The sequence below is a fragment of the Clostridium sp. ETTB3 genome (assembly GCF_053571985.1).
Genome location: NZ_CP199832.1, coordinates 2,140,634 through 2,154,346, shown reverse-complemented (window position 1 = coordinate 2,154,346; position 13,713 = coordinate 2,140,634). Strand labels below are relative to the sequence as shown.

General features: G+C 24.8%; 12 protein-coding genes. 11 read left to right on the top strand and 1 reads right to left on the bottom strand.

Annotated elements, in window-relative coordinates; genetic code table 11:
• The first annotated feature begins 293 nt into the window (after positions 1-293).
• The 5 genes from ACUN06_RS10595 (at position 294) to ACUN06_RS10575 (ending at position 5,843) form a co-directional block, all read left to right on the top strand.
• Positions 294-974, top strand: a complete 681-nt coding sequence (locus tag ACUN06_RS10595; RefSeq protein ID WP_291735379.1) for an ABC transporter ATP-binding protein — start codon at positions 294-296, stop codon at positions 972-974.
• The gene (locus tag ACUN06_RS10590; protein ID WP_449389761.1) at positions 974-3,496 is read left to right on the top strand and encodes an ABC transporter permease; all 2,523 of its coding nucleotides are present in this window, start codon (positions 974-976) and stop codon (positions 3,494-3,496) included. Before ACUN06_RS10595 ends, ACUN06_RS10590 begins: the two co-directional genes overlap by 1 nt.
• Positions 3,497-3,606: 110 nt before the next feature.
• Positions 3,607-4,311, top strand: a complete 705-nt coding sequence (locus tag ACUN06_RS10585; protein WP_449389760.1) for a response regulator transcription factor — start codon at positions 3,607-3,609, stop codon at positions 4,309-4,311.
• Positions 4,312-4,314: 3 nt separating this feature from the next.
• Positions 4,315-5,562, top strand: a complete 1,248-nt coding sequence (locus ACUN06_RS10580) for a sensor histidine kinase (RefSeq protein ID WP_449389759.1) — start codon at positions 4,315-4,317, stop codon at positions 5,560-5,562.
• Between the two features lie 11 nt (positions 5,563-5,573).
• Positions 5,574-5,843 (top strand): hypothetical protein, encoded by a 270-nt coding sequence (locus ACUN06_RS10575; protein ID WP_449389758.1) that lies wholly within the window; start codon positions 5,574-5,576, stop codon positions 5,841-5,843.
• 106 nt (positions 5,844-5,949) lie between these two features.
• On the opposite strand, the gene ACUN06_RS10570 is transcribed toward ACUN06_RS10575, so the two are convergent.
• Entirely contained in the window at positions 5,950-6,345 is a 396-nt protein-coding gene (locus ACUN06_RS10570) for a hypothetical protein (RefSeq protein WP_294367690.1), read from the bottom strand.
• A gap of 163 nt (positions 6,346-6,508) precedes the next feature.
• Between ACUN06_RS10570 and ACUN06_RS10565 the strand changes: the two genes are divergently transcribed.
• The 6 genes from ACUN06_RS10565 (at position 6,509) to gdhA (ending at position 13,422) form a co-directional block, all read left to right on the top strand.
• A complete protein-coding gene (locus ACUN06_RS10565) occupies positions 6,509-6,907 on the top strand; it encodes a DUF6762 family protein (protein ID WP_294397927.1) in 399 nt (132 codons plus the stop codon).
• Between the two features lie 36 nt (positions 6,908-6,943).
• Positions 6,944-8,740 carry an oligoendopeptidase F gene (pepF, locus tag ACUN06_RS10560; protein WP_449389757.1) on the top strand — a complete coding sequence of 599 codons (1,797 nt, stop codon included), beginning with the start codon at positions 6,944-6,946 and terminating at the stop codon, positions 8,738-8,740.
• Between the two features lie 2 nt (positions 8,741-8,742).
• Entirely contained in the window at positions 8,743-9,723 is a 981-nt protein-coding gene (locus ACUN06_RS10555; protein ID WP_291736077.1) for a rhomboid family intramembrane serine protease, read from the top strand.
• Positions 9,724-10,338 (top strand): hypothetical protein, encoded by a 615-nt coding sequence (locus ACUN06_RS10550; protein ID WP_294367694.1) that lies wholly within the window; start codon positions 9,724-9,726, stop codon positions 10,336-10,338. It abuts the gene before it with no gap.
• A gap of 405 nt (positions 10,339-10,743) precedes the next feature.
• Entirely contained in the window at positions 10,744-11,880 is a 1,137-nt protein-coding gene (locus tag ACUN06_RS10545) for an MGDG synthase family glycosyltransferase (RefSeq protein WP_291731133.1), read from the top strand.
• Between the two features lie 195 nt (positions 11,881-12,075).
• Positions 12,076-13,422 (top strand): NADP-specific glutamate dehydrogenase, encoded by a 1,347-nt coding sequence (gene gdhA / locus ACUN06_RS10540; RefSeq protein ID WP_294397942.1) that lies wholly within the window; start codon positions 12,076-12,078, stop codon positions 13,420-13,422.
• Positions 13,423-13,713: the final 291 nt, after the last annotated feature.

Sequence of the window (13,713 nt, the reverse complement as noted above, 5' to 3'; positions counted from 1 at the left end):
ATATTATAAAAAATAAAGCAAGCTTAATGTTTGCTTTATTTTTTATATGGCTCTGTTTTAGCATAGGGATGATATTAGATTTTGAATATATAATTTAAGATTTATCTATTTTAAAATAGGGCAAAGTTTTAATATAGTATTTTCAATAGTTTATGGCATCAATCCTTATTTAAAATAGAGCCTTTAATATAAATTTAATTATTACTAAATTGTAATAATTAAATTTATATTAATGTAATAATTAAAATTTATACTAGGATTATAATAAAGATGAAAGAAGTGTGAATTTTAAAATGACATTAATAGAAGTAAAAAATTTAAATAAAATATATGGTAGTGGAGAAGCGGAAGTTAAAGCTTTAAAAAATATAAACTTAAATATAGAACAAGGTGAATTTGTAGCAATAGTTGGACAATCTGGTTCTGGAAAAAGTACATTATTACATTTAATTGGAGGGGTAGATATTCCAAGTTCAGGAGAAGTTATAATAGATGGAAAAAATATTTATAAGTTAAAGGAAAAAGAGTTATCAATTTTAAGAAGAAGAAAGTTAGGATTTATATTTCAATTTTTTAATTTAATACCAGTTTTAACAGCACAAGAAAATATTGAAATGCCAGTACTTTTAGATAATGAAAAAATAGATAAGAAATATATGAATGAACTTTTAAGGATATTAGGATTAGAAGAAAGAAAAAATAATTATCCATCGCAGTTATCAGGAGGACAACAGCAAAGAGTTTCTATAGGAAGAGCCTTAGCAAATAAACCATCAATTATTTTAGCAGATGAACCAACTGGAAATCTTGATTCAAAAAATTCAAAGGAAGTATTAGAGTTATTAAAATATTGTGCAAAAAAATATAATCAAACATTAATTTTAATCACTCATGATATTAATATAGCAAAATCTGCAGATAGAGTTATTACTATTGAAGATGGAGAAATCATAAGTGATGAGGTGATTAAATAATGAAAAGTTATAGTGATATTACTTTAAAATATTTAAAGAAAAATAAGAAGAGAACTTTGCTGACTATTATAGGAATTATAATTTCATTATCTCTTATTAGTGGAGTTGGATTTTTAGGATTAAGTTTTAATGAATATATGTATAATAGAGCAATAGATAATAATGGAGATTATGAATTTGGATTTAGTAATGTTGATAAAGATGTAGTAAATATATTGAGAAATGATGTTGATTTAAAAAATGTAGGAGTATTTTCTAATGTAGGTTTAGGAAAATATGTATTAGAAGATAAAGATGAAAATAGTATTTATATAACAGAACAAGATGAAACTTATTCAACTAAAATAACAAAAACAATATTAACAGAAGGGGATTATCCTAAAAATAGCAATGAGCTTATATTAAACAATAAGACTAAAGATTATTTAGGTATTAATTTAGGAGATAATATAAAGTTAAGAGAAGTTCAATTTGATGAAAATGGAAATGAAGTGTTAACTAATAATTATAAGACATATAAAATTGTCGGTTTTTTACAAGAGCAATTTGAAATAGGTGAAGGGGTATTTTCTGGAGAAACATTTTTAGATAACCTTGAAGATAACAAAGAATATAATGTATTTTTTAAAGTAATTAATAATAAAAATAAAACAAAATTAGTTAATGAAAAATTCGATAACTTAAATTTAGATAGAAATTTTAATTATATTAATGTTAATAATGATTTATTAGCATTAATAGGGGAAAGTGAATATACAGGTATAAATACAGTAGTTAAAGTTGTAGTTGTTTTTGTATTATTGATAATTATTTTAGCAACTATATTTTTAATTTATAATGCAATAAATATATCTGTAACCGAAAGAATGACACAGTTTGCAATACTTAGAAGTATAGGGGCAACCCCAAAACAGATAAGCAATATTGTTATTAAAGAAGGTTTAGCAATGTGCTTATTATCAATACCTTTTGGAATAGTATTTGGATTTTTAGGAGTTTGGACAACTGTTAAGATAATGAATATTAAAATTACAAACCTTCTTGGAACAGGTCAATTAATTATAAGATTTCATTTAAGTGTAATTTTATTTCCCTTGATTTTAGGAATGACAACAATATTTATGGCAACATATGGACCCGCAAAAAAAGCTGGAAAAGTTTCACCTATAAGTTTTATTAAGGGTAATACTGAAAATGAAAAAATTAAATACTATAATGGAAATCTTATAAGAAGAATATTTGGTGTTGAGGGATGGATAGCTTATAAAAATATAAGAAAGAATTCAAAGAGATTTACAGTAACAATACTATCATTAAGTATATCACTTATTATGTTTATTACATTTACTACGTTGAATATGAAGAGGATAAGTGAATTGGATTATATAAAGAAAAACACATTGATGCAAGGTAAGGTAGAAGGGTATGAAAGTATAAACAAAGATAAAATTAAAGAAGAAATAAAATCAATTGACGGAATTAGTGATATATATACAATATCTATGCAATATGTACCTTATTTATATTTAGATGGAGATATAATAACTGAAGATTATAAAAATTATAGGTATAATGGATTAAATACTGTAAATAATGAACTAATAGAAGGAGCACAAATTGAAGGATATAGTGATGAAGCTTTAAATAAATTAGAAGTTGAAAATGGATTAAAAAATAATGAGGTTATATTAGTTAATAGTTTTGTTAGGTACACTAATGAAGGACAATTGGAAAATGTTAACTTTGCCAATATAAAAGAAGGGGAATTTATTAAAATAGCAAAAAGCTCTATTGAAGAATATGATGATACTTTTAATGAAGAGTTAAATAAAGATAAAAAAGATAATAATTTTATAGAATTTAAAGTAAAAAAAATAATAAATAAAAGTCCTTTTGATTATGATTATAGCTCAACATTTAAAATAATAATGAATTATGATGAATTTACTAAATTATATGATGAAAATTATTATACAACTATTGGCTTTAGATATAAAAATATAAATGATAAGAAGCAAGTTGAGAATATTATTAAAAAAATTGACATTATTGCAGAAGAAAATGAACTTAATTTTGATGATATAAATAAAAAAACTCAAGAGAATGAAGAGATGTGGAATGTAGTAAATGTATTTGTTTATGGATTTATAATTATGGTAGCTTTAATTGGAATAGTTAACATTGGAAATACAATTTCACTTAATATACTTCTTAAGAAAAGGGAGTTTGGAACTTTAGGGACAATTGGAATGAGTAATAATCAACTTAGTAAAATGGTTTTACTTGAAGGAATATTACATGGAATATTTTCATCAATAGTAGCAGGAATTATTTCAATACCATTAGTTTTATTAAGTGTTAGAGTTGTATCTTATGGATTCACAATTTCAAATAAAATATATTGGCAACCATTTGTAATAGGATTTTTAATTAATTTATTTGTAGTTCTTATAGCTTCATTGATACCATTAAATAAGCTTAAAAAGATGAACTTAGTAGAAACTATAAGGAATGTTGAGTAATTTAGTTTATAAAGTAAAGTTAGTGAGTTATAATATAATAGATAGTTTTTATTTTATAGGAGCAGAATAAATTTCTGCTCCTATTTTATGATAAAGGGGGAATTTTAAAGGTGATAAAAATATTATTTGTAGAAGATGATTTACCATTAGCATTAGGTATTGAATATACATTAAAGCAAGAAGGATTTGATGTAATTCATGCTAAAAATTTAAATGAAGCTAGAGAACAATATAAAAATAATGAATTTAACATAATACTATTAGATGTAATGTTACCAGATGGAAGTGGTTATGAATTTTGTAAAGAAGTAAGAGTAAATAGTGAAATACCTATAATTTTTATGACTGCATGTGATGAAGAAGGAAATGTAGTTATGGGACTAGATATGGGTGGAGATGATTATATAACTAAGCCTATAAGAGTTAAAGAGTTAGTTTCTAGAATAAATGCAGTTTTAAGAAGAAAAAGAATAGTGTCTAAAAAAGAAGAAAATAGTAATAAAATTATAAGTGAAGATATAACTATTGAATTATTAAAATATAAAGTTTATAAAAGGGAAGGGGTTATTGATCTTACAACTATTGAATATAAGCTATTATTACTTTTAATAAAGAATAATGGAAATGTATTAGAAAGAAATTTATTATTAGAAAGACTATGGGATACTGATGGTAATTTTGTTGATGGAAATGCATTAACAGTTTATATAAAAAGATTAAGGGAAAAAGTTGAAGATGATATAAAAAATCCTACATATATAGAAACAGTAAGAGGAATAGGATATAGGTGGAGCAAGGAAGCTAAGGAGGTATAATATATGATTTTATTTAGAAATAAGGAAGTAAAACTTATTATAGTAACTAGCTTTCTAACCTTTTTAGTGTTTTTATCAACTTTTATTTTTATAACATATAATTGGTTTAATGAGATAAATAAAAAATATATAAATCAAAATACAGCTTTGGTTGGTGCAATAATTTCAAATAATCCTGAACTTGAAGAAGAAATAGTTCCAATAATAACTAAAGGGAATATAGAGCAATATTATACAATAGGAAATAATATTTTAGATAAATATTATTATACTGAAAATTTAAGTTCAATAAAAAATCCTGTTATTAAAGATAGTTATAGTAATTTTAATTTAACTATAATATTATTATGGGGAGTATTTTTTATAGTAATAAATATATTGATTTTTAAAATTATTTCACCAATATTCAATAATATAAAAATGTTAGGTGAAAGAGCTGATGAAATGGTTGAAGGAAATTTTAATTTTAGTAAGTTTAAGTTTGAAGAGGGAGACTTTTATGTATTTTATAATAAATTTACTCATATGGGAGAAAGACTGGAAAATGCATTAAATGATCTAAAGAATGAAAAAATAAATTTAAAAGATATAATAAATGATATATCACATCAGTTAAAAACACCACTTTCAGCTTTAATAGCTTATAATGATATATTAAAAAATCATGAAAATATGGATAGTAAAACAAAAAGTAAATTTATAGAAATGACATCTGAACAGTTAGATAGAATGGATTGGCTTATAACAACTTTACTTAAATATGCAAGAATAGAAAGCAATGCAGTAAGTTATAATAAAGAAATGATACCACTTAGTGACAGTATAAAATATGCTATAGAACCGTTAAAGGTAAGTGCCAATGATAAAAATCAAAGCATAGAATTAATACTTAATAATGAAGGATATTATTTTCATGATAAAAAATGGATTGCTGAAAGTTTAAGCAATATAATAAAAAATGCTATAGAACATACTGATATAAATGGTAAAATTAAAATTATGCTTGAAGAAACACCAATGTCTATTAGTATAACAATAAGTGATAATGGAGAAGGAATTGAAAAATCAGATATTAAAAATATATTTAAAAGGTTTTATAAAGGGAAAAATTCAATAAATCCTAAAAGTATAGGAATTGGATTATCACTTAGTAAAAAGATAATAGAAGCACATGGTGGTAGTATAGCAGTAGAAAGTGAGATTGGAAAAGGAACGAATTTCACTATAACATTATTAAAAGTGATAGTATAAGGAGAAAATTTATGACAAAAGATAAAGTTGAAGAATTAAAAGAAAAATTTGATACGTTAATAGAGTTAGGAGTAGTTTTTCGCTATGGTAGTGAAGATATAGAGCAAGGAGAAATTACTAATATTGAATTTACAGAAGATGATACTGTAAAATTAGAATTAGATGAATTTATTGAAGAAGAAGTAGATTTACAAAATTTTATAGAAAATCACATAAAAGAAGGAAACAATTATCATACTTGGAACGTAAGTAGGGAGTTTGATAATTTATTAGAAAAATAACCTTAAAGTAAGTGATAAGTGACAAGTGGCAAGTTAAGGAAAAAATATAAATTTAAGAAATTCTCTAGAGAATTTCTACCTAAAACTTGAAACTTGTCACTTGCAACTAACTCTTCTGTTTAACTGATTTCATTTGCCAACGTCCTTTAGAATCTTGAGTAAAGGTTCCAATTAAATAAGTTTTTTCATATGCTTTTTCATAAGTAAAACCATATGCTTCTATTTCAACAGTATTATTTTTTTTAGATATAACTGAAAAAGATTCTACTTCTATAAGTCTAAGGTCTTTATCTTTCCAATGAGTAAAATAATAATCCAAAGAATAAATAAAATTAGAACATCTAAAAGATACATACATATTTTTTAAGGAGGTTCCTATAATAATTAATGTTAATAATAAAATACAAGTTATAAGTATTTTTTTATTTCTTTGATGAATACGATTTTTTCTATTGTTTAATTTAATTACATTTTTATTTTTTAATGTATGTGTAGTATTCATAAAAATAACCTCCATAAAAATAGTTTTAATATATATTTATATATTACCATAATATGTAAATAAGTAAAGAAAATATTGTATATTTAGCACAGCAAACTTATAATTAATATAAAATAAATAAATTTTACAATTAAGATAAAGATAAAGAAGGAGATTATTAATAATGGATTATTCAAGTTTAATATTAATGGAAAAGGATAATGAAACAGGATTTGTAACTAAGGAATTAGGAAGCTTTAATGTATCAGAAGGTGCGGAATATATAAAAGGTTTTTATGTTCAAGGAGATACAGTTTATATAAAGTTCGATACAAATAAAGATGTTCAAGAATGGGAATATTCAGCAATATATGATATGTTTAACTTGGAGTTATTTGAAGAAGAAGGATTTAAAATAGAAGAAGTTGAGGATGAATATAATCCTACATATTTAGTAAGTTTTAAATATGAAGATAAGCATGAATATATAAGTGAGAAATTATCACTTTGTATAGAATTAATAGAAGAAGCAATGGAAAAGGCCTTTAATGATATTGAAGGTAAAGAAGAAGAATATAAATAGAAAGGAGAAACCTATAAAGATAGGTTGTAAATTAATATGGAAAGTAAGGTTTTGAAGAAAAGAGGGGAAATTCAAGAAAAGGATAAATGGGCTGTAAATGAAATTTATTCTTGTGATGAAGAATGGGAAAGGGAATATAAGGAATTACAAGAAGAAGCTCCTAAATTAAAGGATTTTGAAGGAAAATTAGGAGATGCAAAGGTATTAGAAGAATATTTTGAGGTAAATGAAAAAACTTCAAGAAAAGCTGAAAAAATATATGTATATGCACATTTAAGAAGTGATGAAGATACTAGTAATACAACATATCAAGCAATGATGAATAAGATAGATGCATATATGGCTGAATATGCAACATATACAGCATATGTTGTACCAGAAATATTAGCACTTCCTGATGGAACTATTGAAAAGCTAATGAATGAAAATAAGGGATTAGAGCCTTATAAATTATTGATAGAAAATATATTAAAAGAAAAGCCACATGTATTAGATAAAAAGGAAGAAGAATTATTAGCTGCAGCATCAGATTGTTTAGATGCTCCATCATCTATTCATAATATTATGACAAATGCAGATATGAAGTTTGGAAATATTAAGGATGAAGATGGAGAAGAAGTTGAATTAACAGAAGGAAATTATTCTTCATTTATAAAATCAAAAGATAGAAATGTTAGAAAAGCAGCATTTGAAAGATTATTTGGTGAATATAAATCATTTGAAAATACATTAGCAACAACATTATCAAGTTCAATAAAAGTATTTAATTTTGGAGCAAAAATAAGAAATTATAATAGTGCATTAGAAGCATCATTAAAGCCTAATGATATTCCAACAGAAGTTTATACTAATGCAGTTAAAACTATAAATGATAATTTATCATCACTTCATAGATATGTTAAATTGAAAAAGAAACTTTTAGGATTAGAAGAAATGCATATGTATGATTTATATGTTTCAGTTATAGAAGTTCCAAAGGAACGTGTAGAATTTGACAAAGCAGTTGAAATGGCTGTAGAAGGTTTAAATCCATTAGGAAAAGAATATTTAGATATATTCCAAGGTGGAATAAATGGTGGATGGATAGATAAGTATATAAACAAAGGAAAGCGTGGAGGAGCGTATTCATGGGGGGGATATGATACTAAGCCATATGTTTTATTAAACTATAATTATGAGCTTAATGATGTATCAACATTAGTGCATGAAATGGGTCATTCAATACATTCTTATTATTCAAGAAAAGAACAAAGTTATTATTATGCAGGATATACTTTATTTTGCGCAGAAGTTGCATCAACAACAAATGAAGCATTATTAATCCATCATTTAATAAATAAAGAAACTGATAAAAAGAAAAAGCTTTATTTAATAAATCAAGAATTAGAACAAATAAGAACTACAGTATTTAGACAATTAATGTTTGCTGAATTTGAATTATATACGCATGAAAGTTTTGAAAAGGGACTTCCACTAACAGCACAAGATTATAATGCAAAATGGCATGAGTTAAATGTTAAATATTTTGGACCAGATATGGTTGTAGATTCAGATATTGATGTTGAATGGTCAAGAATCCCACATTTTTATAGTGATTTTTATGTATATCAATATGCAACTGGTTATGCAGCTGCATCAGCATTTGCAAATAGTATTTTAAATGGTGAAAAAGATGCAGTTGAAAAGTATGTTGGATTCTTAAAGAGTGGAGGAAGTGATTATCCAATAGAAATTTTAAAGAAGGCAGGAGTAGATATGACTACATCTAAGCCTTTAGAAGCTACAATAAATAGATTTAATGAATTGCTAGATATGTTAGAGAAAGAAATATAAATATGAATAAATTAGAAAAGGGATTATTTGAGAATTTAACCCAAAATTCTGGATTTTATATTAAAGATTATTATAGTGAATACTTAAATTCTAGTAAGTGGATGGCAATACTTGAAAATAATGATTTTGTTTATGCAGTAATAGTATGCAAATATAATGATTGTGATTTTGAGTATGAAGAAGCAAAGGTGTTTTTAGAAAAAAATTATTTTAAAAAAATATCACTTAATGTTGTAATATATGCAACAAAGGAAGCAGAATCATTTATTAACAAAGGTTTTAATAAAATAATTTATTCAAAAGACAAAAAACAAGTAGTTTACAGCGATAATAGCTGTAAACCACTTGTTTATATTATTGATAGTCTTACTAAAAATAATAAAAAAACTAAATACAAAGATAGTTTAATTACAAATATATTAATAGGAATTAATGTATTAATGTATTTAATAACTGCACTTGTATCAAAGAATTTATTAGATATAAATTCTTTAACACTTTTATCATTTGGAGCTAAATTAAATGTATTAATTGATAGGGGACAAGTATGGAGACTTTTAACATGTGCATTTTTACATGGGGGATTGCTTCATATAACATTTAATATGTATGCATTAAAAATTATTGGAGCAGAAGTAGAATATGCTTTTGGAAAGGTTAAATATATTATTATATATTTAATTTCTGCTATAGGATCTAGTATATTTAGTTATATGTTTAATCCTGCTTCAATAAGTGTTGGAGCTTCAGGAGCAATATTTGGATTGTTTGGAGCAATGATTATTTTTGGAATTAGAAATAAAAATAAAATAGGAAAAGAATATATAATAAATTTAGCTCAAGTTGTTATTGTAAATATAATAATTGGTATAATATTAAGTAATATAGACAATTCAGCACATATGGGAGGATTAGTATTTGGAGCAATTAGTGCTCTTATATTAAAAAGTAAAAAAAATATATTAAATAGAGGAGTACTTTAAATGAAAATGAGTAAAGACAAAGCTCTTATTATAAATTTATTTACAATGGTAGCACTTATTATTACGGCAATATGTGATTTTATATTTTTTAATGGAGATAAACTTTTTAGAGTTGTATTAATGGCAGTTACATTATGGCTTATGTATTTTGTTTATAAAAGGACTTTTTTGAAAAAATCTAGAGTAAGTTTTTATTTGCTTTTTATATTTATTGTAGGTTCTATGTATTTAGGAAGTATTTTTGAGTTTTATGAAATAATACCAATGTATGACAAGATTTTACATTTGTTATCTGGAGTTGTAGCTTCAACTATTGGATTTGTAATATTTTTACATATAACTAATGGAAAAGGAATGGATATATGTAAAAGTTATGCTCCAGCATTATTTTCAATTATATTTGCAATAGCAGCAGCTGCAGTATGGGAAATATGGGAATTTTCAACAGATCAGTTATTTGGATTTTTATCACAAAATAATAGTTTACATGATACTATGTGGGATATTATTTGTGGAAGTATTATAGGAATAGTTTCAAGTATTCCAATTTTTTTATATAGTAAAGGAAAGAAATTTAGATATATAAAAAAAATAATTGAAGAAATGCAAAAATAAAGAAGTTAACAAAGAGGAAAATAGAGATTTATTTTACTATTTTCCTCTTTTTTGTTTTTATTAAGAAGAAATTAAGGAAAATTATAAGTAATTGTTAATAAAAAATTAATTTTTTATTAATGAGATGATATATAATAAAGTTATAGAAAATATTAACTAAGAAAAAAATAAAATCTATATTATATTAAAGTGATATTTAAATATTTTAAAAATGTACATAAAAGGGTAATGAAGTATATAATCAAAAATGTCAATTTAAATATATTAAATAAAGCTATATTGTTATAACTCTGATGGTGAGTTTAGGTATTTTATGGTTTGTAATATCAATAATGTTAATATTTAAATTTTGTGATATAATACTTAATTAATTATATAAATTTAATTGTTAGGGGGACCTTAATAATGAATATTCTTATTTTATCGGCATCTACAGGAGGAGGGCATATGAGGGCCTCTAAAGCCATAGAAAACTACATGATTCAGCAAGGCGAGAACATAAATGTAGAAATTGTTGATAGTTTATTGTATATAAGTCCCATTTTGAATAAGACAATAACTTCAGGATATTTATATTTAGCAACTAAAACTCCAAAGTTATATGGGAAATTATACGATTTAACAAATAAAGAACATAAATTAGCTAATTTTGTAGCAAGATTAAATAATATATTTGCAAATAAGTTAATGCCATTAATAGAAGATTTTAAGCCAGATGTTATAATAACAACACATCCATTTCCTACAGAAATGGTATCAAGATTGAAAGTTAAGGGTGAAATAAATATACCTTTAATTTGTATAATGACAGATTATGCTCCACATAAGGCTTGGATAAGTAAAGACATTGATGCTTATATTGTTTCAAATGATGATATGGTAGGAAAGATGGTTAATGAAGGAGTAAATCTTAAAAATATTTATTCATATGGAATACCTATTGATGAAGTTTTCTTTAAAGAAGAAGAAAAGCAATTAGTTATTGAAGAATTAGGATTTGATAAAAACTTACCAACTATATTAATGATGGCAGGAAGTTTTGGTGTTAATAATGTATTTGATGTATATGAAAATATAATTGATATTGATTTAGATTTTCAAATTATATTAGTCACTGGGAAAAATCAAAAGCTATATAATAATTTTGAAAAAATTGTAGAAGATAGTCCTAAGAAAACTAAATTAATATACTTTACAGATGAAATTAATAAGTATATGCAAGCTTCTGATATAATAATTACAAAGCCAGGTGGATTAACAGTTACAGAAGCATTAGCATGTAATATTCCAATGGCCGTTTTTGATGCTATTCCAGGACAGGAAGAAGAAAATGCTGAGTTTTTATTAAAACATAATATGGCAGTAAGAATAAAGGATGGGCAAAGTTGTAGGCAGTCTATAATTGAATTATTAAATGATGAAGATAAGCTTGAAGGCATGAAAGCTGCATGTAAATCTTTTGACAAAAATGATTCAAGCAAAAATATATTTTTATTAATAAATGAACTTATAGAAAATAATAAATTATTAAGTGATGAATAGGTTTTGTGATTTATACAAAGCCTTTTTTATTTTTAAAATTATACTTCATTAATTTTGCCAAGTCATTCTGTTTTTTTAGTGAGATAAAATATAATTAAAGTTAAAAAATATAAAAAATGATTATATTTATATGGGAAAAGTAATAAAAATAGTGTAGTATTATAAGTGGTAATAAATTTTTAAGGGGGTAAACTTATGACAGGAAAAGAATATGTTTTAAGTGTACTAGAACAAGTAGAAAATAGAAATAGCAATGAAAAGGAATTTTTGGATGCAGTAAAGGAAGTTGCACTTTCTTTAATACCAGTATTTGATAAGCATCCAGAATATATTAAAGAGGGGTTATTAGAAAGAATTGTGGAGCCAGAAAGACAAATAATGTTTAGGGTTCCATGGATTGATGATGCAGGGAATGTACAAGTTAATAGAGGTTACAGAATTCAATTTAATAGTGCTATAGGACCTTATAAAGGTGGATTAAGATTCCATAAGAGTGTTAATGCAAGTATAATTAAATTTTTAGGTTTTGAGCAAATATTTAAAAATTCATTAACTGGGTTACCAATTGGTGGAGGAAAAGGTGGATCAGATTTTGATCCTAAAGGAAAATCAGATAGAGAAGTTATGAGATTTTGCCAAAGCTTTATGGCTGAATTATGTAAACATATTGGATTAGATACAGATGTGCCAGCAGGAGATATTGGTGTTGGTGGAAGAGAAATTGGTTATTTATATGGATATTATAAGAAGGTTAGAAATGCTAATGACCAAGGAGTTTTAACTGGAAAGGGACTATCTTATGGTGGAAGCTTAGCAAGAACAGAAGCAACTGGATATGGATTAGTTTACTTTACTGATGAAATGATGAAAGATAATGGCCTTTCTTTAGAAGGTAAAACTGTTGTAGTTTCAGGATCAGGAAATGTTGCAATATATGCAACACAAAAAGCAACACAATTAGGGGCAAAGGTAGTTGCATTAAGTGATTCAAATGGTTATGTTTATGATGAAAATGGAATCAATGTTGATGTTGTTAAAGAAATAAAAGAAGTTAAAAGAGGAAGAATAAAGGAATATTTAGATTATGTTCCTACAGCAAAATATTTTGAAGGATGCAAAAATATTTGGACAATAAAATGTGATGTAGCATTACCTTGTGCAACACAAGGAGAAATAGATGCAGAATCAGCTAAGATATTAGTTGAAAATGGAACTAAGGTTGTTGCTGAAGGTGCTAACATGCCATCTACATTAGAAGCTATTGAAGTGTTCCAAAATAGTGGAATATTATTTGGACCAGCAAAAGCTGCAAATGCAGGAGGAGTAGCTTGCTCAGCTTTAGAAATGTCTCAAAATAGTATGAGATTATCTTGGACATTTGAGGAAGTAGATAGTAAATTAAAAAATATTATGATTAATATTTATAAAAATTCATCAGAGGCTGCAAAAGAATATGGTCATGAGGGTAATATTTTAATGGGAGCAAATATAGCAGGATTTAAAAAGGTTGCTGATGCTATGATGGCACAAGGAATTGTATAAATTATAATAAAAAATCAAATTTTCTTATATTATATTTGTTTATAAGAAAATTTGATTTTTTTTTGAATATTTATTTATAATGTTTGTACTCTAGGAATTTTTGAAATATAATGCAGTAGTGCAAGTAAAATACTTTGTAATTTTAAATATTAAGGATAATATATAAATAAGCTAATTAATACTACTTTGTAATAATTAAGTTATATTTTATGAATTTTAATTAAATAAATAGATAATAGTTAGTGAAGAAAAAATTGTGTAAAACAAAAAATATGATAAAATTATAAAGAT